A 25,942-nucleotide genomic window follows, 5' to 3' on the forward strand; every position below is an offset into this window, starting at 1 on the left:
GGGAGTATGAAGAATAAATTCTTTTCAATGTTCGATTATCTTCTGATTCTTGTTGTACTCACTCTGGTTTCTCTTGGAGTAATGTTTATTTATTCTTCAAGCATCAACTCAGAAGGTGTTCGTGTTACAAATGAATATATAAAACAGATAATCTGGGCTTCAATAGGTTTTGTAATCATGATTGCAATTACAATTTATGATTACAGACGAACAGAATCTCTTTCAATTTATGGATTCATAGGTCTGCTTCTGCTTTTAGTTTACACACGTATTTTCGGACGTTATGTAAACGGTGCAAAAAGCTGGATCGGAATAGGTGAGTTCGGTATTCAGCCTTCGGAGTTTGGAAAAGTTTTTTATATTCTTTATCTTGCAAGAATACTTGATAATACTGCAAATGGAGATCAGCTTCGCCGCTTCTTCCTTGCAACCGGAGTATTGCTGCTTCCAATGGGACTAATTCTTTTACAACCGGACCTGGGAACTGCTTCTGTATACCTTCCTATTTACTTTATCATGTGTTTTATTGCAGGTGTACCAATTCGCTATATTGGTTATGTATTCCTCTTTGGTGTCTTTACAATTTTCTTTGCCATTCTTCCGGTATGGAATGCAGAAATTGCTGTGACTCCCCTTGCCGTAATTTCCATTTTAACCAATATGCGTCTCCGCATGATTTTGATTTTTGCCTTTTTAATTATTACTCTTCTGGGCTGGGTAATCCGCCGATATCTGCATGGCCCACGCTATATCCACTGGATTATCTATTTTACATCAATTATCGGGCTTGCTTTAATTTTTTCACTTATACTTGGTAAGGTACTTAAAGATTATCAGATTAAACGTCTCATTATCTTTATGAATCCAAATAAAGACCCTCTGGGAGCCGGATGGAATATCATTCAGTCTAAGGTTGCAATTGGTGCCGGCGGTCTTATCGGACAAGGTTATCTGATGGGAACCCAGAGTCATTACCGCTTTTTGCCTCAGCAGAGTACAGACTTTATCTTCAGTATCTTATCTGAGGAATTCGGTTTCCTGGGTGGTATACTTGTATTCTCTCTGTATTTAATTATTCTTCTTAAGATTCTTTATATAATCCGTAAATGCGTAAACAGATATGGTTCATATATCTGTGCAGGAATATTCGGAATGTTCTCATTTCATTTCTTTATTAATGTTGGAATGGTTATGGGTATAATGCCTATTACAGGTATTCCTTTGCAGTTCCTGTCTTACGGCGGTTCATCACTGCTTACTGCAATGATGTGTATAGGCCTTGTAATGAATGTTAATTACCGTAAAGCAGAATTGAAGTAGGGATAGAAATCATATATTAAAAAGATAGTTAATGGTAGACAGAATATACATTATAGTAAGTTGCAAAAGCAGAAATATAAATCCCGAAACAAGTTCGGGATGACCAATAATTGTGACCCGTGCTGACGTCTCTGTCATGCTGAACTTGTTTCAGCATCTCTATGCCAGCTGGCTGAGTTTTTCGCGTATGAACTCTGACTTTTCTTTTAAGCCGATTTTTCCAAGTTTGATATAGATGTAATTAGGAAGCTTTGCATTGAGCCGTACAGTTCCAGGGTTGTCTTTAATGAGTTTAAGGATTTTATCAATTGAGATATTTGATACCTGATTAAACTCAACCGCAACTTCTCCCTGTCTTTCCTTGATAGATTTTATTGAGAGTTTACGACAGATAATACGGATTTCGGCAAGAGCCAGTAAGCTTGAAACTTCTTCCGGAATCGGTCCAAAGCGGTCGGCAAGCTCTGCAAGAACTGCATCGAATTCTGCATCGTCTGTAACGGCTGCAATCTTTTTGTAGATTTCCATCTTAATCTGAGGATTGATGATATAGGTATCCGGAATAAAGCCTGTGTATTCCATTTCCATAAGAACTTCGGATTCTTCCTTGTAGTCCTTCTGCAATGCTAGTCTGTTTACAGCATCGTTCAAAAGCCTTACGTACATATCAAAGCCGACTGAGTAAACATCACCACTCTGGTCCCGGCCAAGCAGGTTTCCAGCCCCTCGGATTTCCATATCCTTCATGGCAATCTTAAAGCCCGAACCAAGCTCTGTAAAGTCGCTGATTACCTGCAGACGCTTCATGGCAACTTCAGAAAGTGCCTTATTCTCCGGATACAAAAGATATGCGTAAGCCTGACGGTCGCTTCGTCCAACGCGGCCACGCAGCTGGTAAAGCTGTGAGACGCCGTACATGTCGGCTCGGTCAATAATGATTGTATTTACGTTTGGAATATCAATTCCATTTTCAATGATAGTCGTCGCAATCAGAACGTGGAAGCCGCCCATCTTAAAACGGTGGAAAATCTCTTCCAGCTGGGTAGATGTCATCTGACCATGTGCTACATCAACTAAAACTTCAGGTACCAGAGTTTCAATCTTGCGCTGAATTTCCTGAAGAGACTCTACCCTGTTATGCAGATAGAAAACCTGGCCGCCCCGCTCTATTTCCCGCCTTATTGCCTGGGCAACACGCTCGTCTGTAAACTCATCAACTACAGTTTCAATAGCCTGGCGGTTCTGCGGTGGCGTTGTTAAAAGGCTCATATCACGGATTTTCAGGAGGCTCATATGAAGTGTTCTTGGAATCGGCGTTGCAGACATAGTAAGACAGTCGATGTTGTTTTTCATCACCTTGAGTTTTTCCTTGTCCTTTACACCAAAACGCTGCTCTTCATCAATAATCATAAGCCCAAGCTTTTTGAAGCTTACATCCTTCTGAATGATTCTGTGAGTTCCAACGAGAATATCAACATCACCGCTTGCAACCCTGGCCAGAATCTTTTTCTGCTCAGCAGGTGCTACAAAGCGAGAAAGTCTTTCTATTTTTACCGGGAAGTTTTTAAAACGGCCCTTGCAGGTTTCATAATGCTGTTCAGCTAAGATTGTAGTTGGTGCCAGAAAGGCAACCTGTTTTCCACCCATAACAGCCTTAAAGGCTGCTCGCATGGCAATCTCTGTCTTTCCATAACCAACGTCGCCGCAAATCAGGCGGTCCATCGGAACCGGCTTTTCCATATCAGCTTTTATTTCTTCGGTTACTGTAATCTGATCCGGAGTATCTTCGTAAGGGAAAGCGGCCTCAAAAGCAGCCTGCCATTCAGTTTCTTTTGGGAAAGCAAAGCCCACAGAAGCCTGACGTCTTGAATACAAATCGATGAGCTTCTGGGCAATATCTTCTACGGCCTGCTTTACCTTGTTCTTTCGGCTTTCCCAGGACTTACTTCCAATGCGGTCCAGGCGGGGCTTGTCACCCTCGTTTCCAATATAACGCTGAACAAGGTTTACCTGTTCAATTGGTACAAAGGCAATTTCGTTATCTGCATATTCAAGCTTGATATAATCGCGCTCGTTTCCCATTGCCTTTACACGTTCAATTCCGTGAAAGAGCCCTATTCCCCAGTTTACGTGAACAACATAATCACCCGGATTAAGCTCTACAAAGGTGTCTATAGCCTTAGATTTTGCCTTGTTTACAGACTTTGCAACATACTGGCGGCGGCCAAAAATCTCGTTTTCCTGAATAACTAAAAGCTTTGCATCCGGCAGTCTGAAGCCGGCAGAAATGGCCTTTGGAATCAGAATTACCGGATGAACTGAGCCATCATCTGCAATATCAGTAAAATCCTTAAAAATCTCGTGAATACGGAGCTGCTGGTTTTCATTATCAGTGAAAATAAAGATATTCCAGCCGGCATTCTGAAGCTGAGTCAGCTCCTCCTTCATAAAGTTGATGTTTCCGAAGAAAGAACGAGCCGGTTCAGCTCCTATCTGATAATGGTAGACAGAATTATCCCCATCTTCTTTGTTAAGTGTTCTAAAAAGTATACATCTTGAGATGTTTTCTAGCAGTTTTTCATAATCAGAAAGCACCATATCAGGTGGTAAAACCGGATATTCTTCTCTTGAGGTTCGGTAAAGCTTGTTATACTCACGGTTTATTGTAAGTCTGGCGTTTTCCTGTTTGTCGTAATTGTAAAAAAGAACAAAGGTGTTTTCGTCAATATAATCCAGTAAAGTATAGGTTTTATCGTAAATCAGCTGATATAAAAACTCTTCTCCCTCGGCTTCTTTGCTTACAGAAAGGCCTGTAAGGAGATTATCAAGGTATTTTTGAGCGGTTTCTGTAAGTGGCAGGTGTACGGAAAAGTCGGAGATTGCGGCGTTTAAGGTGTTTGTGGCATTTTCTGCAGTGCCTGCCCCATCCTCTTTAATCGCAGTTTCCTGGTATTCAGCCATGCGGACTCGGGCTTTTTCAATCAATTCATCAGTCCAAAGTACTTCTTTTGTAGGATAAATCAGAAGGTCCTGCTTTGTGCCTATGGTTGTCTGAGTATCAGTTTCAAATTCCTTGAAGGATTCAATTTCATCAAAATCAAAAATAACACGGCTGGCATGTTCATCGCATGGTAAAAAGATATCCAGTACTTCACCACGAAGGCTGAATTCTCCGCGGACATTTACCTTTGGAACCCGGGTATAGCCCATATTACTGAGCTTTTGAGCAATGCCGGTAGTATCCAGTTTATCTCCTTTGTTGAGCTTAAAAGAATTGCTTTTAAGATAATCTGGAGCTGGCAGCGGAGACATAAAGGCCCGCTGGGTGAAAATGAAAATACGCGGAGTTGAATTAAAGGTTATTGTTTCCTTTTTAGAAATCAACTTAGAAAGAACACCTGCCCTTTTACCAAAGGTTACTGAGCCTCGGGCTGCAGGACGGTAAGGAACTGTTCCCCAGTCCGGGAAAACATGAACTTCTGCTTCTTCAAAAATGGCGGCCAGGTCTTCTTCTATGTCACGGGCATCGGCTTCGGTTGGAACAACAATAATGAGATCTGAAGAAAAGTATTTATATGCAGGAGTACTCTTGCTTGAATTGGAATACTGCATTGCCTGAACGGTTTTTAAATGATTAGAACGGCAAATTTCTGCTGTAAGATAGCTGAAAAGTGAACCGTGAAGGCCTTCGATATTAAGCGGAAATTTTGAATTTTCGTCGAAAAAAGCAGCGCTTGTATCGCGGATTTTGCTTTGTTTATGTAATATTTCGTCTATAGAAGTTAATGATTTCATTTATTATTCCGATTATTATATATAGTAAAAGATTATTAATAGGAGAATACGTTGAAAATTCGTAAACTGCTTTCAATTATATCAGTTCTTTTTGTTTTTGGACAGATGGCAATCTTTGCTGAGGATCAGTCTTCTGTACCTGATTACTCTAATGCTTCTGTGGCAATTAAATATTATAACAGGTCTGTTTATTATCCGGGAAGTGCAGATGAATCACCTGTTTTTGTTCATATTACAATCAAGAATAATGGTGCAGAAACATTACGTTTTAAGCTGGCAGATGATCGTTCCTTCAGTATGGACTTTAATGCTTATACTGTAAAAAATAGTCGTCTTGAACAGACTGCAAATATAATTGAAAAGCGAACTACAAATCAGACTGTATATTTCAGAGAGCTTGCTCTTGAACAGGGAGAAGAATATTCCTTTGTTGAAAATGTAAAGGACTTCCTTAAGATTGAAGAACCTTCTGTTTATTATCTTGAACTTTTCTTTTACCCTGAACTTTATAAATCAAAATATCTTACTTTGAAATCAAACAGACTTACACTCGAAGTTCGCCCTTCTCCATCTGCAGCTTCTTCTAACTTCGTTCCTGTTAAAAATGAATCAGTTGAACTTTTGAAGCCACAGGATATCTCTCCTGATAAGGTTGTTGAACAGACAATCATTGCAAGACAGAAATCTCTCTGGGATCAGTACTTCCTCTACATGGATGTTGAATCTTTGATTCAGAGAAATCCTTCTCTTAAGAAAAAATATATTACTGTTTCTGCAGAAGAACGTACAAGAATGATTCAGTCTTTCAAGGGCGATTTGATGCAGGCAAGAATTGAAAATGATATTGTTGCAGTTCCGGAAAGCTTCCAGATTGAAAAAACAACTTATTCTCCAACAGAAGGAAGCGTTACTGTAATTGAATGGTTTAAATATCCTAACTTCAGTGAAAAGAAACGCTATACATACAAGGTATGGCAGCGCGAAGGAATCTGGAAGATTTACGATTATACTGTAGTTAATCTTGGAACTGAGTAACAGGCGGCCACTTAAATGAAAGCACTTGTTATTTCAGAAAGATCAGAAATTGTTGATTTTGTTACTCCACGCCTGAAAGAACTTGGTTTTGATATTATTCATTATAAATGGATTATCAAAGCCCTGGACAATATTGAAGAGATTCAGCCTGATGTAATTGTGCTTAGTGCCGTCGAATATCCAAGACACTGGAAAACTCTGGCTGGTTTTGTGCAAAGCGGTATCGGTGGAAATAATGTCGGGGTTTACCTTTATGAAACTATCCCTCTTTCTGATGAAGAAAATAAAAAAGCCCTTGGACTTGGTGTACATCAGTTTACTGAATATTATGAGCAGAATAAAAAAGCAGCTGAACCTGAATATACCAGTGTTGAAGTCATTTATAATGAAGCTTTAGGCTTAATCCATTTTTCTTCAGGTAAATATTTTGAAGAAAAGAAATTAATTGAGCTTAATGAAGAAATAACTAACGTTAGTTATTTAAAATATGTAAGCATTTATGATGGTAATAATTCAAAATCATTTTCTGCTTCTGTAGAAAATGTTTCTGATGGAATTACATGTCTGCAGATTGAATAGTTATGAAAAAAAAATCTAAATCAAAAGAAGCAAAATTTTTCTGTGAAAGCTGCGGTTCGGAAGTACCAAGAAACTCAAAAACATGTCCGACTTGTGGAAAATTTTTTGCCTCTGTACGCTGTCCTCAATGTGGAAGAATCGGAAGTAACGATGATTTTAAAAACGGCTGTCCAACCTGCGGTTACGCGGTAAATCCTGATGACGGTTTTGGTCATGGTTCTTCAGGCGGATTTATGGGAGCTGCAGCTGGTCGTGGTAGAAATGGCAGATATGGCAGCAGAAAACTGCTTGGATTAGGAAGGAATAAATCTGCATCAGTAAAGGGCGGATATGTAGAATCAAGTTTACCATGGTGGGTTTATCTTGTTTCGATTGTAATTTTAGTTGTTTTAGTGATTGGGCTTTATAGTTGTCTATAAAGGATTCCACAAGACCTTTCCAATCCGTGTGGTTATCTTGACTAAGAACCCTTATTTCATTATTATTAATTAATCATTTGCCCGGGTGGCGGAATTGGTAGACGCGCTTGGTTCAGGTCCAAGTGTCCTTACGGTCATAGGAGTTCAAGTCTCCTCTCGGGTACTCAAAAGAAATTTTTGTAGCAGAGAACATAAGGTTTTCTGCTTTTTTTATGTCCTGAGAATTATATAGTAAGTCTCCTCTAACAGGAAGACCAGCCCAGGCTAAATGACAGCGTACCTGATGACGGTAACCTTCTGTAATGCGGCATTCAACTTTTGCTGTAGCGGAACTTTTATCTTCACTTAGAATTGTAATTTCTGTTGTATAAAGCTTTTGTTTACCAATCTTATTAAGGGCGGCTTTTCCGGATTCTTCTGTTACCGGGCGTACTTCCTTTCTGCCTTCGCCGTAAGGACGAAAGAAGGAGCTTAGAGTGATGGATTGCTTCGTCGCTTGTGTGCCTCGCAATGACGGCGTGCCTTGAGCTTCTGAGGGAAGCGGTGGAAAGCCTCCAAGCTGCTTTGCATTGTCTGGAATAAGATCACACCGGGCAGTATAAGTTTTTATAAAGCGCCCTTCTCTCTGTTCATTACATAAAAAGTCATAAGCTTCCTGTGTGGCAGCAATAACCATAAGACCATCTGTAGCTGTGTCCAGACGGTGTAATAAGCCGTATTCAATTTCTTTTTTTCCCTTTACCTTTCTAAGTTCTGGAAAAGCTTCCATGGCTTGATAAAGTGCATTATCTTTATCGTCTGTAGTAAGAGGAGCAGATGCAAGTTCCTTAGGCTTGTAAATGACGAGAAAGGGTTTTGCTGCTGTAGGCTCTTTTATAATTTCAATATTGATTGCCACGTCGCTTCGCTCCTCGCAATGACGATTACTTTACCTGAATCTGAGGCGGTATTTCGCGTGTAAATTTTGCACGTAGTTTTTTTTCAATTTTCTGGAAACGGCCTGGTACACGGGTACGGAAGGTTTTGTAATCTCCGGCTCCAGGGAGTTTTATTTTCAACTGAACGGAATGAAGCATCAGACTGGCATCAGGAAAATTTGAATCAGGCTTGTTGTAAGTCTGGTCTCCAAGAATAGGGCAGCCAAGATATTTCATGTGCACACGAATCTGATGTGTTCGGCCGGTTTTAAGGCGTACACGAATCAGCGAATAGTTTCCGTAAGTTGCAATGCAGTGATAAAGTGTACGGGCAAACTTACCATCGTCGGTATCGGTTACGGCCTTAAAACGATGGCGGTTTTTAGGGTCGCGGATTATCTGAGTTCTAATATCACCTGTACGCTGCTTTGGTTTTCCGCAGCAGATACAGATATATTCTTTCTGCAGGGACTTATCTTTAAACTGTTTTTGTAAGAATTCTTCAGCATCACGGTTTTTTGCAGTGATAATAATGCCCGAGGTTTCTTTATCCAGGCGGTGAACAATACCAGGTCTCCGTCTCTCAAGAATTTCTGCAGCACTTCCATCTTTTATCTGTTCCACTGACTGTCTGCCCCAGTGATACAAAAGAGCATTTACGAGAGTTCCTGTCCAGTTTCCGCATGCAGGATGTGTTACCATTCCCTGCTGCTTGTTTACAACTGTAACATTGTCATCCTCATAAATTATATCGAGAGGAATGTTTTCCGGATCTATGTTATCAGGAATATTGTCTTCCCATTGAATGTCTATCTGATCTCCGGCCTTCACTTTTTGAGAAAGCTTTACCTTTTTTCCGTTTACAAGAATTTCATTTACGCCGCTTTTAAGCTTTGAACGGTTCATTCCGTTTGGGAGAGATGCAATAAACTTGTCGAGGCGCTGCTGGTCAGGAAAATCAGCAGGAACCTTTGCACTGAAAAAAGGCATTATTCTTCAATCTCCTGAACTTCAGTACTGTTTGAATCAGATCCTTCTTCTTCCGGTAATCGAATTTGACTTGCATCCTGATCTTCTGAAATCGGAATTACGGCAATATCATCATAATTAATCTGAGGACGTCTTTTTTTAGAAGAACGCTTTACAAGCTGCACTATCAGATCTGTGATACCGATTCCAATACAGATTCCTACAGATGTAAGAATTATTCCTTTCTGTTCATCCTGGGTAAATGAGGAAGATGAAAAAATGTCAGGCTTATAGGCAGAATCAAAATCATTTTTTGCGTATCTGTAAGTTGAATAAGCAAGTGTTGTATCAAGAGTTACAAAAGGTAAAGCACCGATTGTAATTATTTCAAAGCGGCGGATATCTTTTAATGTCTGAGGAAATTCATCATCATCGTAAGGCTTTGGACTAGTGTCCTCTGAAAATGCCGGTAAAGAAAAGTTTATGAATAAAGAAAGCAGAAGGATTTTTGCAATGATTCTTTTTTTCATTTTGTGTAATCCCTCTCTCCAAAAATTGCAGTTCCAACACGAACAAGACTTGAGCCCTCTTCAATTGCTATTTCAAAATCTCCGGACATGCCCATTGAAAGTTCTGTAAGAGGAAGGTCTGGGAATTGTGGCTTAAGTTTTTCGGAAAGCTCTCGTAATGTTATAAATGATTTGCGGATTAATTTTTCGTCATTTGTAAAAGGTGCCATTGTCATAAAGCCGCAGGGAATTATGTGAGGAAAAGAACCTTCTGCACACTCTTCAAGAGATTTTATAAGTTCGACTTCTGATGTATACCCGGACTTTGAATCTTCGCCCGTATGATATTCAAATAAAACTTTTATACTGCGGTTAAGTTTTGAACACTGTTTTTCAATTTCCTGAAGAAGCTCAAGGCGGTCTACAGACTGAATGCAGGAAGCAAAAGTAACAGCCTTCTTTACTTTATTTGATTGCAGCTGACCAATCATGTGAACTTCAATTTCTGGAGCTTCTGCGATAAGCGGCGGAAACTTTTCTGAAGCTTCCTGGACACGGTTTTCACCAAAGAGTAACTGACCTGCTTCGAAAGCCTGGCTTACAGCCTCAGCCGGATGAAACTTACTAACGGCCATTAGTTTAACAGAGCCCTGTGGGCGGCCAGATTTTTTTTCAGCTGCAGCAATTCTGCTTTTTATTCTTTCAAGGTTATTTTTTATACTGATGTCTACGCTCATTTTGAATCCTCAATTACATCAGAAAGTTTCAGGAGTTCTGGTAAGGTAAGAACTTCTGCCCTTTTCATAATATCAATTCCTGCCTTTTCGAGACAGGCAACGGCAAGGTCGTTGTTTTTAAGATACTGTGAAAGATTATTACGTACAGTTTTACGGCGGGAACTGAATAAAGCTCTCTGTACTTTTACAAAGGTAGCAGGATTTTTACAGCATGGGAAATCAGCTTTCTTTGTAAATACAACAGCTCGTGAATCTACATTTGGCTTTGGCCAGAAGTTTCCACCGGCTAAATCAAGCAGAGGCTTAACATCATAAGCCCACTGACAGAGAGCCGAAAAAGAAGAATAGTCTGAAGTACCTGGCTTTGCGCACATACGCTGGGCAACTTCTTTTTGAACTGTAAAGACGCATTTATCAAAGCGAACGTTGTTTTCGATTGTGTCTGCAATTATGGTTGCGGCAATGTTATAAGGGAGATTTCCGAAGAAACGGTCTGGCTGGCCTGCTTCTTTAAAGTGACCTTTCCAGGTTTTCATTACATCGCCTTCTATAATCCGGAAACTGCCCTTTTTATTATAGTCTTCAAAAAACTCACTGATTAAAGAGGCAAAGCCGCGGTCAATTTCAAAAACAGTAAGATCTGCACCGCGCTCCAGAATTGTGTTTGTCATGGCACCAAGACCGGGACCTACTTCCCAAACCTTCATGCCTTCTGTAAGTTCAAGAGCATCTACAAGACGGCGGCGGGCATCTTCGTTAATGAGAAAGTTCTGACCGAATTTTTTCTGCATTGAAAAGCCTTTTGCGTCTAATACCTGTTTGAGTTCTGCAGGAGAATTATAGTCTGGATGCTTCAATTTTGACTCCATAATTTATAAATGCCAGTTTGGTACAAGTGAGAAAAAACTCACGATGTAAGTAATTACAGTATACTGCAAATTGATAAAAATTCCACTAGGTTTGGCCAGGAATGGAAATATAAGGCTGAGGAGAATCAGAAATAAGCCGCTGTAGATAAATACCGTCACAAACGGAGAAACTATGGTAGAAGAAACAATTCCAATAGGGCTGAAAGACCCGAAGATTTTGAGGGAAATTGGTGCTGTTACTGTCTGGGCTCCTGTGGCCGCAGAAAGCGAAGAAGCAATCATTCTCGGTGAAAACTTTGAATAAAATATATTGAAAAAGCGGCTGGTAAGCAAAATGCCTGCAAGTGCTCCGTAAGAAAGAATAAAAGCTACGCTGTGTATGTCCTGAGGGCAGATTGCGCTTTGCAGTAAAAATGAAAAGCCCAGAATAGAAAGCATGTCTGGCTTACGGGCCCCCGCTATGGCAGCGGCTATCATAAGCATGGCACAGATAAAGGCTCGGGTCAATGACGGCGAAAAACCTGCAAACCATACAAAAGCAAACAATGTAACTATGCGGAGGATAAAAGTGAGCTTTTTGATTCCGGCTCTTTTGCCAAAAAACATTGCAATTGCGGAAAACATTGAAAGATGCATGCCGGAAAGTGCTAAGATGTGTGAGAGGCCGGCGCGGCGGAAAGAGTCCTGGGTGGCGGCCTCTGTGTATTCGCGGGCCCCGCAGAGAAGCGCCAGGAGGAGGCCGCCTCCACTGCCCCAGCTGTACATAAGTCTTTTGAAGTGTAAGCGGCATAGAGCGCGCAGGTGTGCGAGGCGGCCCCGGCACGTTGGAGGCCACCAGGCCGCGCTGCATTCGCGGACGTAAAAGCCGCTTTGGGAAAGGCGGCCCTTGAAGGTACAGTGACCGCCCGATTCATAGAGGAAGGCATTTTGTTTAGAAGATGAATAGAGTTTACCCGGTGAATAGGCTTCTGCAAGACCTGAGGGAATCATTACTTTAACCCTGCCCTTTGCAGTTGAGTTTACGTTGCGGGTATCGGCAGCAGAATCGAGTGAAAAAGTGGCTGTGTAGTAGGAGCCATTGCCTGTTCTTGCAGGAGATGAAATCAGCTTGCCGGAAATAGTGGTAATATCCTGCGGATTTAAAAGACTATGCGGTCTTGTTCTATCAGGGATTGTAAAAAATCCTGAATAAAATACGAAAATGCAGATTAAGCTTGAAAGAAAAACTGGTTTTAAAAAATCTTTTACTGCCATCTGAGTCCTGACAGTGCATCTCGGGCAGCAGTCAGAACCGATTCCTCGTAGTTAAGATAAGTCACAGCAAGCAGTGAGTCAAAGGCAGCTTTGTCGCCGATAGCACCTAAAGTATTGATTACGGCCAGCGTAATTTCGGAAGACACTCTGCTTCCTTTTTCTGTGCGGTCGTTCAATTCTTCCAGGACACTTATAAGCGGAGCTACAGCATCAAGTGGCGCAATGTTTCTGAGTGCGATGATTACAGTCTTAAACTGCTCTTCGTTCATGGCCTTTTTTTCATACAGCTTTTTTGAAAGATCAAAGTATGAAAGAGCAACAGCTGATGCCCGGGTCCAGTTGTTTTCACTCAGAATAGAAAGTACATCAATCTGAAACTTAATATTCTCTGCAGAAATGCCTGTAGAATTGTCTACTAATAATATAGACTCACTTAGCATGTTTTCGGCAATTTCACAGAGATTTTTTTTCGAAATTTGTGAATTTTTTTGCATTAAAGCAAAAATGGAAGAAATTTTCTTAAAATCAGCACCTTTTATAAGAGTAATTACTTCATTCATTGCATTCGGAATAAGTGCTATTGTGGTTGCTTCAATTTCTTTTTTATAAGAAGAATAGGAATTATCATTTAAAAATCCATATAAAATTGTAAATGATTCTTCATTACCAATTGCTTCAAGGGCACTCACGCTGGCCTTGAATACTCCACTATCTGTTGCTTTTACATCCTGGGTTTTAAGGTAGCTGTTTAATAAGGCTGTAAAAGGTGCGTTTGAAATTGTGTCCTTTAAGGCAAGTGCTTTCGAAATAACTGCAATTTGAACTGTGCTGCTCTTATTGAATTGAGTAAATAAAGCAATAAGATTTTCCGTCAGTTTTTGCTTTTGTGAATCACTAAATTTTCTTACGTTTTCTGGAGAATAAGAAAGAATTGCGGCTACTGCAAGTCCATCCAGTTCACGGTCATTTCCAAGGGCTTCTTTATTTTCGAGACAAAAAGCAACTGCCTGTTCAGAGATCCACTGAGAATCTGAATTTTCAGCTTCACGTACGGCAGCAGTTTTATCAGCTAAATTTCCCTTTATGAATTTGATTTTACTTGTTTGAGAAAAGGCCAGAAATGCCATTGAAAATACAAAAATAAGGTTAAGTGTTTTCTTCATAATCATTACCTCATTAAGTCCTTAAAAAACATTTATTTCATCTGCTTTGTTTGGTATGTTATCATTTGAATCTGTAATTTTTCCTGAAGTATTTTCAGAAGATGCGGCTGGAGATTCTGTTGCAGCATTATCTTTGCCGTTTGCAGCGGAAATATCCTGTGCAATTGCATCTCCTTCTGATTTTTCACTTTTATCAGTCCCTGCAGATTCTGAATTATTTCCGTCAGCTTCTTTAGCAGCCTCTCCATTTGCATCTGTTACAGCCTCTTCTGCCTTTTCATCATCTTCTGTCTGCTCAAGTGCTTCAAGAACTTCCTTCTCATTTTCAGGCATCATATTATAAACAAATTTAAGCACCTCATTTCGCATTGGTGTTTCAATATGTGTACATTCAAAATGTAAGAGTGACTGGTTCTTTTCCTCATTGTATTCAACTGTTCTTACTACTCCAACCATAAGAATCAACTTGTTATGAATATTAAACTGAAGCTTAAGCTTTACATTTTGAACACCCTTGCCTCCAATCCGGATAAGTGCTCCAGATTCAGAGATGTCTTCAATTAAACAACGGAAACCGTTCTGGGTTTCAATTGCATTTACATCAATTTTATCTTTTTTAATAATATAAAGCATTCCATAAATTTCGCATTTTACGCGAACTGATTTTCTTTTCTGAGTTCTTACAAGGTTTGAAGAATGCTTAAGGAACAAAGAAGACTTTCCAAGGAAAAGTCCGCTTTGAGTTACTGTGGTATCAAAAACGTAGCGGGCATCACCCTTTTTCCAAAGGTATACACTTATTACTTTTCCTACCCAGTCTTCTCCTGAATATGGAATAAGATTTTTCTGGCGCGGTACATTAATTACAAGAAAGTTTCCGTTACCGACAATTTCCGAAGTAAAAACTCCCTTACCCGGTAAAATGATTCGGAGAGTCTGGCCCTTATCCAGAGAATGGGTGGTTGTCATGCCCTTTTTATCATCTGCTTCATTCTGAATTTTTGTGCGGTAGTTAAAAAGCTTTGTCATGATAAGCTGATTTTTATCTGAGCTGTCTGCGCTTGTCATGTTTGAAATTTGAGTCATGCATTTTGTAAGGGCCGGAAGAGAATAAAAGAGAGCTGTCGGCTGTTCAAGACTGCATAGTTCTGCGGCTGTCCATAAAAGGGAAATTTCTGCAAATGAAAAGCCTGAATCAAGCCCTGTTATAAAGAAATTTATTCTGGGCTTAAAGGCTGTATAGACAGCACCCATTACAGCAAGAATAACTAATATAATGATTATAAAAGTAACTGTGTACAAGATTCCCTCTTTTTGTTTATAATATTATAACACATTTAGAATGAAAAAGCATACTTTATTATCGGATTTAGCAGTATTTTTGCTTATTATTTTCTTATTTATAGTACCTCCTTTCTTTTCTTCTGTGCCTCTTGACGGAAGTTCACTTTTTGCAGACTGGTCTTTTCCATGGCGTCCTCTTGTTCTTGCACTTCTTTCATTTGCTCTTTTATTTTTTTATTATGATTTTCGGAGTGTCGAAAAAAATGATGTAAAAGAGTCTGCTCAAGGGATGTTTGCTTTATGGTCTAAACTAAAAGTTTTCCCCGTGATTTTTACTTTTGGGATGCTTTTTTCAGGTTCTCTTTTTATCCAGTACTTTGGCCTTGCCTTTGGGCTTGTTTCTGATGGTGTGTCTTTTAATCATCCCCAGGGAGCCTTGCAGTGGCTTTTTTGCCTTTTGAATTTTGTATGTGCCGCCTTTTATGAAGAGGTTTTATATCGTTTTTACTTTACTGATGAATTAAAGCATCTGCTTGATCATCTGCCCGCTTCTGGATTTAAGGATAAAAGTGGTAAGTGGCTGGGCCTGCTTTGCGAGCTTCTTGGTCTCCTGTGCTTTTCTTTTGCTCATCTGTATCTGGGCTGGCTTTCGGTAATTAATGCGGCTTATGCCCATATTTTTCTCAGGCTCTGCTATAAAAAAACCGGTAAGATATGGCCGGGCTTTACTGCTCATTTTATTTACAATGTATTTTCTTTGATTTTGTTATAAGTCCAGCTGCTGATTTTTGATGCTGATGTGAAAACTGGTCTTGTGTCTTTTTGGCTTTTGTATTCTGTCAGAACAATAAAGTCATTTTCATTTTTTGATTTATAGAGCTGAATTTCAATTTCGTTTTTATTTCCTAACTCCAGATTGATTGTGATCTGAGGCTTTTCTGATGTAACTTCATTTAGTTCATCAGGGGTAAAATCCGGATAGCCCCCGTGTCTCAAATCTAAAAGCTTCTGCGGGTCTGATATAGAACTGATATGATTTTCTTCATGGTTTATGACTTGTGTACGCTGAATGTCATCTGCTTTAATTTTCCCGAGAACAACCTGGGAGATGATAAAAGGCTCTGCCCAGCTTTGTAGAGATGTTGAAAGATATTTATCAAGTGTATTATCTATTTCGTAAACCTGTGTATTTTTCTCTGTCATAAGATATCTGGATGAAAGAGAAAAATCCTGATTACCAAAAATCAGCTCGTGAAAAGAATCTTCTGTGTTATACCTCAGATGGAATTCTGTGCCGTTTGTAAGGCCAAAGGTTGATTTTTGGCTTATTTTGTCTGAAATTTTATACAAGTTACGAATTGTTGTCAGGTCTTCAAGAAGATTTTGAATACGCTCTGGCGATGCGGGAAGACTTCCTGCTGTCCAGAATTGTCCATTATTATTTATCGTAAGTGTGCCTGCTGAATCTTCTAATTCAAAGCTTGTAATTGAATCTTTGTATTTAGGATTTACAAGTGAAGTTTTTAACCTTTCCCGACTGTCTTTTGAAGTACAGCTTTTTGTAAATGACATCAGATACAGGAGGCTTAAAAATGCTGTAAGTCCGATGAGTATTTTAGTATTTTTAGTGAAATTTGAGCTATTTTTCGCGTTTAACATTCAAAATTACCCCTATAGCGATGAGTAAAAGCGGTAAAATTACAAATAGTATAATAAAGGTAACCAGACGTAATGTATTGAACTGGAGTACATCTGTAACCTTATAAAGGCTTGTGTCACGGCTTGCCCGGCTCTGCAAGGCAGCCAGCTCTTCTTCTCCATTAAGTTTTAAGAGTGCATTTGTAAGGAACTCAAAGTTGCGGTAATCTCCTGTATCACCACCTATATAGCCGTTCATAAGGGTGCTTACAAAATACTGGTCTGGAATAACGATTATGTGTGAGTATTCAGAAGAGGCTGCATTGTACAGACCTGGGAGAGAGCCCCTGATTTCTGCACCGATAATTTTTGTTGAATATTCAGAGCTGGTCTTTTTACCCTGCTGCTGGCTCAAGAGAAACGGATTTGTTTCAAAAAGCTTTTCTGGACTAGCCTTATCTTCGTCTATTGAATAGGCGGCTGGAGAAGTCAGTAAATATGGAGTTATTGTAAAAGGCTTGGAATCATCAGAATTGATTTCCAGAGGGCTTGCCCAGAAAAGTGTCATTCCCAGAGGAGCATTCTGCTGGGCCATAAGGCTTGGCCAGAGAGGATAATTTAAAAGCTGAGTTTCATTATTATCATCTGCATACATTGTAATTCGGGCGCAGGAAAGATCGCCTGTAATTTGAGGCAGGAATCTGATGTCCCAGTTCTCTGCCATTTCAATAAGGTTTGTATGGGGAGCTGCTGTAATGTACCAGGAGTTTTCAATGTCTGTTGTATAAGGGCTGATAGCAAGAAGAGAACCACCCCGCCCGCTTAAAATATATGCTTCAATGGCAATAGCCTGTTCAATATTGATTTCGCTGTCACCCAGGACCAGAAGCGGTCCCTGTGAATTATCGAGTTCTTCTGCAAAGGCCGGATCCTCAGTATAAAGAGGATTACAGATAAAGCCCTGGGACTGCAGCCAGGGAATTACGTAGCTGTAGTCATCTGCAAGACTGAGGCCATTTCCAACAATGATATTTACAGTGCGTGCCTGTCCTGAAAGCAGATGGTGCAGGCGACCATCAAGGTCGTATTCGAGAGTATTTGCCGCCATGGTAAAAGGAATTGTTTCTGTGTTTCCTTCCTGTTCAATTACGATTGCAGAATAAACCGTGAGGAACTCTGTGCTTGTGCCTGAAACAGTGCGTAGCTGCTGGCTTGCAATTCCGTAATTTTCGAGCATTGTACGTACGCCGGCGTCTTTATCCGGGTCTTTAATAATAAGGCTGATTTTGCGGCTCTGGTCAACATACTCTGTAAGGAAATCTGCTACATCCCGAATCTGAGGATAAAGCTTTGCAATGGCTGACGAACGGTAGTAAGTTATTTTTACAGGGCTTTCAATCCGGCTGATCAGAGCTTTTGTATATTTTGAGATTGAATATGTTTTGTTTTTTGAAAAATCTAAGCGGGTATACCAGCGGCTTCCGTTCAGCATAATTAGCAGACTGATTACAGGAAGAAGAATATGGCGCAGTTTCAGATTCTTGTTTAACCTTCTGCCCTTTTTTATCTGAATAAGAGTATCGCTCAAAAAGAGGAAGAAGGCTGCTGAACCTGCCAGCCAGAGAAGGTCCCGTGTATCTAAAATGCCTTTTCCAGCCGCATCAAAATGCCAGGCAAAACTCAAGCTCCTGGCAAGGCTGGTAAGAAAGTCCGGGAGATTCACGTAGACTGCAAAAAGATGGGCACTGTTGAAAATGCCAAGTATAAGGGCGCTGATTATCAGGCTTGAAACCTTGTTTGAAATTGCATTCTGAATAAAGCCGCAAAGTGAGATAACTGCCGCTCCATAAAAAAGCAGGCAGATAAGGCTTGAAAAAATCTGTCCGCCATCTGTTGTTCCAAAAAGATTTACCAGAAGAATAGCAGGCAGAAGAAGGATTATCTGAATGCAGTATAAAATCAGTCTTGTAAGGAAAACTGCTGTTTCCCGCTTGAGACTCGAAAGCGGAATAAAATCATCATATATACTAAAGTTCTGCTTATAACAAAGAGCCGGAATATTGATTATGCAGATATATGGAACTGCAGAGAAAAAAAGAATGAGGTCTGTTGTGCCACTTCCGGTAAAAAACTGCTGGCGAATAAAAAAGTTTATGGCGACGAAGACTTCATAAAGAATGGAAATGATAATAAAGGAAGGAGTTCTGAGACTGTTTTTCAGATTATGAATGAGAAAATTTTTCATTCAGAAACTCCTTGTGTCAATTTTATAAATGCCTCTTCCAGAGACTTACTTCCAGCCTGCTTTGTAATCTCCTCTTCACTACCGCTGGCAGTAATCTTTCCATTGCTCATAATATAAAGCGAATCGCAAAGTGAGCGAACTTCCTGCAGAATATGAGTAGACATTAACACTGCCTTTGTTTTTGAAAGCTTTTTGATTAAATCTCGCATCTGCAAAATCTGTGCCGGGTCAAGCCCGCTTACAGGCTCATCCAGAATCAGATTAGGTGGATTATGTATGATTGCCTGAGCAAAGCTTACACGCTGCTGCTGACCTTTTGAAAGAGTTTTGATTTTTTTAGAAAGCAGTTTTTCTATTGAGCATTCTTTGATTACAAGTTCGCAGGCTTCTTCTCTTTTCTCTTTTGAGATTCCGTGAGTATCTGCCGCATAACGCAGAAAATCAAGAACCCTCATATCCTTTGGAAGCAGCGGGATTTCCGGCACGTAGCCGATATATTTCATGCAGAGTTCGGGATTTTCGTCTGTTGTAAAAGAGTTGCCATCCGGCAGGCTGATTGTAATACTGCCTGAGGTCGGAAAATGGAAACCGCAGATAGCCTTCATGATTGTTGTTTTGCCGGATCCGTTTGGGCCGAGCAGCCCGGTGATGGAGCCGTCTGAGATTGTGAGAGATACGTCGGCTGCGGCCGGGGCAGATTTTGAGGTGTAAGATTTTGAAAAATTACTTAATTCAATCATAAAAGCTCAATAAGCATGTCATGCTGAACTTGTTTCAGCATCTATTGTAAAAGATTCCGAAACAAGTTCGGAATGACACCTTTCACCCGTTAATCAACGAACGGAATCTCTATATGCATTCTGTCCTTGGAAAGCTCGGCCTTTGGCCACACTTCCCTTGCCTCGTCTAAAAGCTTCTGCAGCTCTTTGTCGGTGTAGCGAGGGCTGTAGTGAATCATGCACATACGGCGAACGTTTGCATCGCGGGCAATTGTTGCGGCCTGAACGGCTGTCATGTGCTTTTTTTCTTTTGCCTGATCTTCGAGTTCTTTTTCAAACATTCCCTCGCAAATCAAAAGGTCAGAACCGCGAACTTCATCAATAATAGAAGGCTTAAAAAGCGTATCGGTTACAAAAGAAAACTTTCGTCCGCTGCGTTTTTCGCCCATAACATCTTCAGGCTTAACAACCTTGCCGTCCGGGGTTGTTACTTCAAAGCCCTTCTGCAAATCAGACCAGAGAGGTCCGCAGGGAACACCAAGCTCTCGCGCCTTATCCGGATGAAACTCACCTGGGCGGTCTGCTTCCTCAAGAGTATAACCTACGCAAACCTTAGTGTGATCCAGCGGAAAGGCGCGGATGTAAAAATCCTTTCCGGAATGAACGATGCAAGGCGCGGTGATTTCCTTTACGACAATCGGATAGTTTATATACATGTCGAGCACTTTGCGGCTGGTTTCGATGTATTCCTTGATTTTCGGTGGACCGTAAATGTAAAGAGGCTCAGTTCTGTCTACCTGGCTGGAAAGCATAAGAATGCCCGGAAGCCCGGTTACGTGATCTGCGTGTGTATGAGAAACAAAAATTGCGTCGATTTTTTTCCATTTGAGATTCAGCCTCTTAAGGCTAACCTGTGTGCCCTCGCCGCCATCAAAAAGAAAAAGGTCACCCTCGCGTCGCAGCAAAACAGATGTCAAATGTCTATATGGTAAAGGCTGCATTCCCCCGCAACCCAGAATAAAAGCTTCCATGTTCATGAGGGTATAATAGCAGAAATCGTGGAAAAATAAAACTAGTTTGAAATTTTCCTCATATACTTATTATAAAATACCACATTTGCCGCAAAGGTCAGTATCCAGCTGATTGGGTATGACAGGAAGATTGTTGCCGGTGTGTGGAACTGTGGAATCAGGAAAATTGTAAAGAGCCAGATGATGCGGAAGATGCAGGCACCGATTAGTGAAGAAATTACAGGCATAAGTGAGTGGCCGATTCCGCGGATGGAGTTTGCCATTCCGTCCATCATGCCGCAGAGGTAATAGGTTGTAAAAATTATCCAGAGGCGGCCCATACCCGCTTTTATAACTTCAGGATTTGGAGAGAAGATTCCTAAAAGCTCGTCTCCAAAGTAAAGGAAGATTGCTCCGAGAATTCCGCCAATTACGATTATGCAGCCTTGTGAAATCCAGACTATTTTTTTAATTCGGTCGGTGCGGCCGGCTCCCATGTTCTGGGAACAGAAGGTAAGACTGCCCTGGGAAAAGCCGTTCATTGCGGTATAGATAAAAGATTCAAGGTTTACTGCGGCGGCGTTTCCGGCAATTAAGGTGGCGCCAAAGCCGTTTACTGAGCTCTGAATGATTACGTTTGAAAAGCTGAACATGATTCCCTGAAAGCCCGCTGGAAGGCCGATTTTTACGATTTTTGTGAAAATCATGCGGTTTATGTGAAGTTTTCTAAGATTCAGCTTAAAATCATCCTTTTCTCTAATCAAAATGATTAGAACGGCAACTGCGGAAATGACCTGAGAAATAACTGTTGCAAGCCCTACTCCTGCTACATCCATCTTAAAGCAGATTACGAAAATCAGATTCAAAATCAGATTGATGATTCCGGCGGCAAGCAAAATGTAAAGTGGACGACGGGTGTCGCCTTTTGCGCGGAGCAAGGCGGAACCAAAATTATAAACCATTGTGGCTGTAATTCCGCCAAAGTAAATGCGAAGATAAAGAGCTGCCAGGTTCAAAACCTCTGCCGGGGACTGCATGAATGTGAGAATCGGCTTTGCACCCAGGACACCTACAACCGTAAGAATAAGGCCGCTGTAAACCGAAACCAGAATTGCCGTATGAACTGTATCCTGGAGCTCCTGAAATTTTTTAGCTCCAAAATAGTTTGCGGCAACTACGTTAGTTCCGACAGAAAGGCCCATAAAAAGATTAATCAAAAGATTTACAAGAGAGCCTGTTGAGCCTACGGCAGCCAGTGAATTGTCTCCGGCAAAGCGGCCGACTACGACAACATCAGCCGCATTAAAAAGCAGCTGCAGTACACTCGAAAGAATAAGAGGAATTGAAAATTTGAGGAGCTTTGAAAAAATAGGCCCCTCGGTCATGTTTATTTGATTTGAACGGGTCATTAAAAGATATCCAGCATGTCCTTAAAGAAATGATTTTCAATTTTTGCTTTGTTGAGAAACTCGCCTACTGAGTCATATTTCTGCTTGTCTGCAATGTCGCCAAAGACAATCCATTTACGTCCATCCGGGCTTTTGTCATAAGTTATGGTATAGGTTTTACCCTTATAGAGAAAGTCGTGAATAGTCTCGGTTTCTACAAGAAACAGGAAATCATCTTTAGTCATTGAGTGTATTTTATTGAAAATTCTAATGAGTCGCAATATAAAATGGATTGCGGCTTGATAATACCAAATCAAGTCGCAAAACGAATGAGTCAAGGCTTTAAGCGATAGCGTGCCTTGACCATTCGGATTGCCACGTCGCTACGCTCCTCGCAATGACGTGACAATACCGTCATTGCGAGCGCAGCGAAGCAATCCATTTTCAATGACAACTGATATTTAATATGCTATACTTTGATTATGACAAAAATACAAGAAACAGCAGATAAAATCAAAAACGAAGTTTGTCAGGTTTTCAAAGGGAATACTGACGTTGTAGATATGGTGCTTGCCTGCCTTTTTGCGGGCGGTCACGTTCTTTTGGAAGATGTTCCGGGTACAGGTAAAACAGTTCTCGCAAAAGCAGTTGCAAAGGCTTCCGGTCTTGCCTTCAGCCGTATTCAGTGTACACCGGATCTTATGCCTTCGGATGTTACGGGATCTTCTGTCTGGCTGCCGGATGCCAAGGTCTTTGAATTCCGGGCCGGCCCTGTGATGGCAAGTATTGTTCTTGTAGATGAGCTTAACCGTGCAACTCCCCGCACCCAGTCTGCCCTGCTTGAATGTATGGCCGAAGGTCAGGTCAGTGTGGACGGTAGCCGCCACGAACTGGAAAAGCCTTTCTTTGTGCTTGCTACGGAAAACCCTGTGGAATCAGAAGGAACCTTCCCTCTGCCGGAAGCTCAAAAAGACCGCTTTATGATGACTCTTTCTATGGGCTATCCAAATGAAGTTCAGGAAGCAGAAATCATTACTGCCCAGCGTTCACTTGTTCATCCGGTAGAAAAGGTAAAAGCGGTTGTTGAAAAAGATGATATTCTGGACGCCATGAAGGAAGCTGTAGAAATCCATGTAGATGAAGCTGTTCTTGCCTATCTGATTGCTCTTTCCCGTGCATCCCGCAACGATCTTAGAATTGCAGCCGGTATTTCTCCTCGCGGTTCTATTGCACTCTACAAGGTCTGCCAGGCTTATGCCGCTGTTCAGGGACGAACTTTTATCACTCCAGAAGATGTAAAACTGCTTGCCCTGCCTGTTTTCAGAAAGCGAATTATACTTACAAGTGATTCATTATTAAAAGGCTACAACGCAGAATCTATAATCAAAGATTTAATTGAACAGGTTCCGCTCCCGGCTTTTAAGGCCCACCTTTAATTACAGGGCGACAGTTATTTATGAAAGTTTCGTCCCTGGTATATGTTTCAACTGCAATAAGCCTCATCTTTTTTCTGGTAAGTCCGTATAAATTGCTGCAGTTTATATGCCTTGGAATACTTTTTGTCTTTTTGATTTCTTTTTTCTATGCCCTGATACTTAAAAACAGTATTAAGGTTGAAAGAAATACACAAAAACTTAAACTTGCCTGTAAAGAGCACTCAGAAATATCGTTTACAATCAAAAACTTTTCGCCTCTTACAGCTCATGTCTGCTATTTTTTTGATGAAGTGCCCTATTTTCAGATTTTTAATGATGGTAACAGGGGAATTACCAGGCTCAGGCCTCATGAAATCAAAAAAATTACTTACGAGGTAACTTCGCGTGACAGGGGGCTTTTTCATGCAGGACCTGTGCGTTTCAGGACTAGTGACCCGCTTGGACTTTTTTTAATTGATATGGAAGTTCCTGCTCCCCTGGAAATCACTGTGCGTCCTGCCCGAATAAAGCTGATTACTGAGGCTGTTCCGGGCTTTCCTCAGGGCAACATCAAAATCAATAACCCCTGCTACGAAGATATCACCATGCGCCGTTCTATCCGTGAGTATATGAATGGCGACGAACAGAAGCGGATTAACTGGCGGGCAAGCGCTAAGTTTGATGCTCTTTTTACAAATCAATATGAAGCTTCTTTTGACGCACCCTTTTTTGTCTTTTTGAATCTTGCTCTGGAGGATTACGACCTGCACACCCGAACCTTTCATATGGAAAAAGCCATCGAAATAGCGGCAAATATTGTTGAAAAGTCTCGTTTCCTCAGACAGCGCTGTGGATTTGCGGCTTATGCCGAAGGTTTTCCATACCTTCCGCCACATCAAAATCAGGCAGATTCAATTCTGGATATATTATCTGTCATAAAAAGTGCACAAGGTAAGATAAATTATAACCCAAGAACCCGTTTTAAAAATCAGCTGCCACATGGAACCCTCTTTTTTGAAATAGGTCCTGAAGAAGTTGATAAGTATTTTGCAAAGGTAGAAGCCAATAAGCAGGATATTAATACTCAGAATGTAGGAATAATGAAGAATTATGCAGGGAAACTTTGAGAGAATCTTTGAACGGATTTTAGTTTTTACAACTTCCTCTTCTCTTATGCTGGCTGCAGCCGGAATCTTTTCTACAGTGCTTAATAATTACGAAGTTGATAAAGTTTTTGTTGATTTATTTGTCTACATTGTTCTTGGTGCTTCGGGCCTGATATTTTCTCTTGTACTTCAGATTTTTGCCATTGAAAAAATAAAGTCCGCAATGCATGTTGTTTTCATAGTTTTTTATGAGATTGCAGTTCTTGTGCTTGCGGCACTTTTGGGCGAAGGTTATGCTCCTTATATATTGATTCCGGCTCTTTTAGTTGAATATTTTATCGGCGTTGGAATTAATGACATGTTTATTTATCATGACAGGTTTATATATGAATGCGAAGGCTTTGAAGGGAAAGAACTGGAAACTTATCTTTTTCATAATAACCTCGTCGCAATCGATTTGACAGAAAAAACAAAAGGCCAGCAGGCAGTTTTATTCGGACTTTCTGTTGTAATGTTTATAATTCTTGTTTTTGGAAAGCTTTCTCAAGGTTATTTTAACCAGATTATTACTATGCTGGTTATTGTATTTTACCTGAGTATTATGCTTTGTTATTATACTTTAGGCTTATTTAAGAATGATGTTTTTTATGCCTTCCTTGGCTTTAAGAATTACATCGCGGACAAAAAGAAGATTTTACGTTCTGTATTTTTGATTATACTGCTTGCTTCTGTATTTGCGGCTCTGCTTTCATCAAATAAGGCTCTTATCAAAATCAATTATTTTTTGAGTGAATATGACGAACAGTTGAATGATAATATGCCTGTTCACGAAGATGATTTTGGTTATATTCCGCTTCCGGAATTAAATATGGGAGATGATTTTGGACCAGAAGTAAGACCAAATCTTATTCTTGAAATAATTTTTGAATTCATTAAATATGCTGCAATTGTGGCTATTGCCGGCGCGGTTCTCTACTTTTTCATAAAGCCTTTTTTTACCAGACACTGGAGAGTATTCTGGAGCGAAGGAAAACTAATCAGATTCCTGCGGGATGTCTGGTCTGATATTAAAAGCTTTTTCAGATTTATTTTTTCAAAGGATGATTCCAGCCAGGCCTACTCTACGGTTCAGGCAAAAAGCTTTCAGGATTCAATGCTGGACTTTTTGAAAAAGGCAAAACGCAGTAAGGAAAAGACTGCTGAAATTGACCGTCTCACAAAGCAGTTTATGCGTCTTATTGACTGGGGAGAGACTCATAAAATCCATTACCGTGCAAACCTGGCACCGGCGGAATATACAAAGCTCATTGAACAATATTTTCAAACTGAAGATAATAAAGAAGCTGCCTCAAATGCAGGACAGCTTTTTGAAAAAGCACTGTATGATAAAGAAGTTCTTACGGCGGAAGAAGAAAAGCTTTTTATTGAATCAATTAAAAAGGTTTTGCAATGCGAATAGTTTTTTACTCTACTAATTCAAATGTTTTTGATGAGAATACTTTCAAGATTTCTGTGATGCCGCGGAATGAGGTGTCTTTTGGGGATTTTTGTGCAGCTCATCCCGAGTATGA

22 protein-coding genes, 1 tRNA gene and 1 pseudogene are annotated in these 25,942 nt (G+C 40.5%); 9 read left to right on the forward strand and 15 right to left on the reverse strand.

What is annotated here, in order from left to right; genetic code table 11:
• Positions 1-6 precede the first annotated feature (6 nt).
• Positions 7-1,320: a rod shape-determining protein RodA gene (rodA, locus tag G626_RS0110245; RefSeq protein WP_022932694.1), complete on the forward strand. Its 1,314-nt coding sequence runs from the start codon at positions 7-9 to the stop codon at positions 1,318-1,320.
• Between the two features lie 159 nt (positions 1,321-1,479).
• Here rodA and mfd read toward each other — a convergent pair whose 3' ends face one another.
• Positions 1,480-5,115, reverse strand: a complete 3,636-nt coding sequence (gene mfd, locus G626_RS0110250) for a transcription-repair coupling factor (protein ID WP_022932695.1) — start codon at positions 5,113-5,115, stop codon at positions 1,480-1,482.
• Positions 5,116-5,166: 51 nt separating this feature from the next.
• On the opposite strand from mfd, the gene G626_RS0110255 reads away from it, so the two are divergent.
• The 4 genes from G626_RS0110255 (at position 5,167) to G626_RS0110270 (ending at position 7,311) form a co-directional block, all read left to right on the forward strand.
• On the forward strand, positions 5,167-6,150 hold the full coding sequence (locus G626_RS0110255) for a hypothetical protein (protein ID WP_022932696.1): 984 nt from the start codon (positions 5,167-5,169) through the stop codon (positions 6,148-6,150).
• 15 nt (positions 6,151-6,165) lie between these two features.
• A complete protein-coding gene (locus G626_RS0110260; protein ID WP_022932697.1) occupies positions 6,166-6,729 on the forward strand; it encodes a hypothetical protein in 564 nt (187 codons plus the stop codon).
• Positions 6,730-6,731: 2 nt separating this feature from the next.
• Positions 6,732-7,148 carry a zinc ribbon domain-containing protein gene (locus G626_RS0110265; protein ID WP_022932698.1) on the forward strand — a complete coding sequence of 139 codons (417 nt, stop codon included), beginning with the start codon at positions 6,732-6,734 and terminating at the stop codon, positions 7,146-7,148.
• 79 nt (positions 7,149-7,227) lie between these two features.
• Positions 7,228-7,311 (forward strand) — tRNA-Leu (locus tag G626_RS0110270).
• Positions 7,312-7,422: 111 nt separating this feature from the next.
• Here G626_RS0110270 and G626_RS18390 read toward each other — a convergent pair.
• From G626_RS18390 to G626_RS0110305, 8 genes and pseudogenes are all read right to left on the reverse strand, one after another.
• Positions 7,423-8,046 (reverse strand): annotated as a pseudogene (locus G626_RS18390) (pseudouridine synthase); the annotation flags it as partial.
• Positions 8,047-8,071: 25 nt separating this feature from the next.
• Positions 8,072-9,055 carry an RluA family pseudouridine synthase gene (locus tag G626_RS0110275; protein ID WP_022932699.1) on the reverse strand — a complete coding sequence of 328 codons (984 nt, stop codon included), beginning with the start codon at positions 9,053-9,055 and terminating at the stop codon, positions 8,072-8,074.
• Entirely contained in the window at positions 9,055-9,564 is a 510-nt protein-coding gene (locus G626_RS16235; protein WP_022932700.1) for a hypothetical protein, read from the reverse strand. Before G626_RS16235 ends, G626_RS0110275 begins: the two co-directional genes overlap by 1 nt.
• Positions 9,561-10,280 carry a YggS family pyridoxal phosphate-dependent enzyme gene (locus G626_RS0110285; protein WP_022932701.1) on the reverse strand — a complete coding sequence of 240 codons (720 nt, stop codon included), beginning with the start codon at positions 10,278-10,280 and terminating at the stop codon, positions 9,561-9,563. The genes G626_RS16235 and G626_RS0110285 overlap by 4 nt, the downstream gene beginning before the upstream one ends.
• Positions 10,277-11,137 carry a 16S rRNA (adenine(1518)-N(6)/adenine(1519)-N(6))-dimethyltransferase RsmA gene (gene rsmA, locus G626_RS0110290; RefSeq protein WP_022932702.1) on the reverse strand — a complete coding sequence of 287 codons (861 nt, stop codon included), beginning with the start codon at positions 11,135-11,137 and terminating at the stop codon, positions 10,277-10,279. Before rsmA ends, G626_RS0110285 begins: the two co-directional genes overlap by 4 nt.
• Positions 11,138-11,152: 15 nt before the next feature.
• On the reverse strand, positions 11,153-12,403 hold the full coding sequence (locus G626_RS17550) for a ComEC/Rec2 family competence protein (RefSeq protein ID WP_022932703.1): 1,251 nt from the start codon (positions 12,401-12,403) through the stop codon (positions 11,153-11,155).
• Positions 12,394-13,566 carry a hypothetical protein gene (locus G626_RS0110300; protein ID WP_022932704.1) on the reverse strand — a complete coding sequence of 391 codons (1,173 nt, stop codon included), beginning with the start codon at positions 13,564-13,566 and terminating at the stop codon, positions 12,394-12,396. The genes G626_RS17550 and G626_RS0110300 overlap by 10 nt, the downstream gene beginning before the upstream one ends.
• A 21-nt stretch (positions 13,567-13,587) precedes the next feature.
• Positions 13,588-14,868, reverse strand: coding sequence for a flagellar brake protein (locus G626_RS0110305; protein ID WP_022932705.1), 1,281 nt, complete (start codon positions 14,866-14,868; stop codon positions 13,588-13,590).
• Between the two features lie 40 nt (positions 14,869-14,908).
• Between G626_RS0110305 and G626_RS0110310 the strand changes: the two genes are divergently transcribed.
• On the forward strand, positions 14,909-15,622 hold the full coding sequence (locus tag G626_RS0110310) for a CPBP family intramembrane glutamic endopeptidase (protein ID WP_081647528.1): 714 nt from the start codon (positions 14,909-14,911) through the stop codon (positions 15,620-15,622).
• Here G626_RS0110310 and G626_RS0110315 read toward each other — a convergent pair.
• The 6 genes from G626_RS0110315 to G626_RS0110340 form a co-directional block, all read right to left on the reverse strand.
• Positions 15,592-16,422 carry a DUF4340 domain-containing protein gene (locus G626_RS0110315; protein ID WP_196800482.1) on the reverse strand — a complete coding sequence of 277 codons (831 nt, stop codon included), beginning with the start codon at positions 16,420-16,422 and terminating at the stop codon, positions 15,592-15,594. The two genes, G626_RS0110310 and G626_RS0110315, sit on opposite strands and share 31 nt — an antisense overlap.
• Before the next feature lie 67 nt (positions 16,423-16,489).
• Complete coding sequence (locus G626_RS0110320) at positions 16,490-18,733, reverse strand: GldG family protein (protein WP_022932708.1); 2,244 nt, start codon at positions 18,731-18,733, stop codon at positions 16,490-16,492.
• Positions 18,730-19,473, reverse strand: a complete 744-nt coding sequence (locus G626_RS0110325; protein ID WP_022932709.1) for an ABC transporter ATP-binding protein — start codon at positions 19,471-19,473, stop codon at positions 18,730-18,732. The genes G626_RS0110320 and G626_RS0110325 overlap by 4 nt, the downstream gene beginning before the upstream one ends.
• Before the next feature lie 89 nt (positions 19,474-19,562).
• The gene (locus tag G626_RS0110330) at positions 19,563-20,489 is read right to left on the reverse strand and encodes a ribonuclease Z (RefSeq protein ID WP_022932710.1); all 927 of its coding nucleotides are present in this window, start codon (positions 20,487-20,489) and stop codon (positions 19,563-19,565) included.
• A gap of 35 nt (positions 20,490-20,524) precedes the next feature.
• Entirely contained in the window at positions 20,525-21,871 is a 1,347-nt protein-coding gene (locus G626_RS0110335) for an MATE family efflux transporter (protein ID WP_022932711.1), read from the reverse strand.
• The gene (locus G626_RS0110340; protein WP_022932712.1) at positions 21,871-22,095 is read right to left on the reverse strand and encodes a hypothetical protein; all 225 of its coding nucleotides are present in this window, start codon (positions 22,093-22,095) and stop codon (positions 21,871-21,873) included. Before G626_RS0110340 ends, G626_RS0110335 begins: the two co-directional genes overlap by 1 nt.
• Positions 22,096-22,332: 237 nt before the next feature.
• Here G626_RS0110340 and G626_RS0110345 point away from each other — a divergent pair, with 237 nt between their 5' ends.
• The 3 genes from G626_RS0110345 to G626_RS0110355 are packed head-to-tail and all read left to right on the forward strand — an operon-like array spanning position 22,333 to position 25,830.
• Positions 22,333-23,286 (forward strand): AAA family ATPase, encoded by a 954-nt coding sequence (locus G626_RS0110345; protein ID WP_022932713.1) that lies wholly within the window; start codon positions 22,333-22,335, stop codon positions 23,284-23,286.
• 20 nt (positions 23,287-23,306) lie between these two features.
• On the forward strand, positions 23,307-24,392 hold the full coding sequence (locus G626_RS0110350; protein ID WP_022932714.1) for a DUF58 domain-containing protein: 1,086 nt from the start codon (positions 23,307-23,309) through the stop codon (positions 24,390-24,392).
• A complete protein-coding gene (locus G626_RS0110355; RefSeq protein ID WP_022932715.1) occupies positions 24,376-25,830 on the forward strand; it encodes a hypothetical protein in 1,455 nt (484 codons plus the stop codon). Before G626_RS0110350 ends, G626_RS0110355 begins: the two co-directional genes overlap by 17 nt.
• Positions 25,831-25,942 lie beyond the last annotated feature (112 nt).

The sequence above is a fragment of the Treponema bryantii NK4A124 genome, from assembly GCF_000421345.1.
GTDB lineage: Bacteria > Spirochaetota > Spirochaetia > Treponematales > Treponemataceae > Treponema_D > Treponema_D bryantii_B.

Coding starts and splice junctions, on each gene's coding strand:
- G626_RS0110350 (WP_022932714.1), top strand. CDS start 23,307: ATGAAAGTTTCGTCCCTGGTATATGTTTCAACTGCAATAAGCCTCATC.
- G626_RS0110285 (WP_022932701.1), bottom strand. CDS start 10,280: ATGAGCGTAGACATCAGTATAAAAAATAACCTTGAAAGAATAAAAAGC.
- G626_RS0110330 (WP_022932710.1), bottom strand. CDS start 20,489: ATGAACATGGAAGCTTTTATTCTGGGTTGCGGGGGAATGCAGCCTTTA.
- G626_RS0110310 (WP_081647528.1), top strand. CDS start 14,909: ATGAAAAAGCATACTTTATTATCGGATTTAGCAGTATTTTTGCTTATT.
- G626_RS16235 (WP_022932700.1), bottom strand. CDS start 9,564: ATGAAAAAAAGAATCATTGCAAAAATCCTTCTGCTTTCTTTATTCATA.
- G626_RS0110265 (WP_022932698.1), top strand. CDS start 6,732: ATGAAAAAAAAATCTAAATCAAAAGAAGCAAAATTTTTCTGTGAAAGC.
- G626_RS0110355 (WP_022932715.1), top strand. CDS start 24,376: ATGCAGGGAAACTTTGAGAGAATCTTTGAACGGATTTTAGTTTTTACA.
- G626_RS0110260 (WP_022932697.1), top strand. CDS start 6,166: ATGAAAGCACTTGTTATTTCAGAAAGATCAGAAATTGTTGATTTTGTT.
- G626_RS0110275 (WP_022932699.1), bottom strand. CDS start 9,055: ATGCCTTTTTTCAGTGCAAAGGTTCCTGCTGATTTTCCTGACCAGCAG.
- G626_RS0110320 (WP_022932708.1), bottom strand. CDS start 18,733: ATGAAAAATTTTCTCATTCATAATCTGAAAAACAGTCTCAGAACTCCT.
- G626_RS0110345 (WP_022932713.1), top strand. CDS start 22,333: ATGACAAAAATACAAGAAACAGCAGATAAAATCAAAAACGAAGTTTGT.
- G626_RS0110325 (WP_022932709.1), bottom strand. CDS start 19,473: ATGATTGAATTAAGTAATTTTTCAAAATCTTACACCTCAAAATCTGCC.
- G626_RS0110315 (WP_196800482.1), bottom strand. CDS start 16,422: ATGTCATTTACAAAAAGCTGTACTTCAAAAGACAGTCGGGAAAGGTTA.
- G626_RS0110340 (WP_022932712.1), bottom strand. CDS start 22,095: ATGACTAAAGATGATTTCCTGTTTCTTGTAGAAACCGAGACTATTCAC.
- rodA (WP_022932694.1), top strand. CDS start 7: ATGAAGAATAAATTCTTTTCAATGTTCGATTATCTTCTGATTCTTGTT.
- mfd (WP_022932695.1), bottom strand. CDS start 5,115: ATGAAATCATTAACTTCTATAGACGAAATATTACATAAACAAAGCAAA.
- G626_RS0110300 (WP_022932704.1), bottom strand. CDS start 13,566: ATGAAGAAAACACTTAACCTTATTTTTGTATTTTCAATGGCATTTCTG.
- G626_RS0110335 (WP_022932711.1), bottom strand. CDS start 21,871: ATGACCCGTTCAAATCAAATAAACATGACCGAGGGGCCTATTTTTTCA.
- G626_RS17550 (WP_022932703.1), bottom strand. CDS start 12,403: ATGGCAGTAAAAGATTTTTTAAAACCAGTTTTTCTTTCAAGCTTAATC.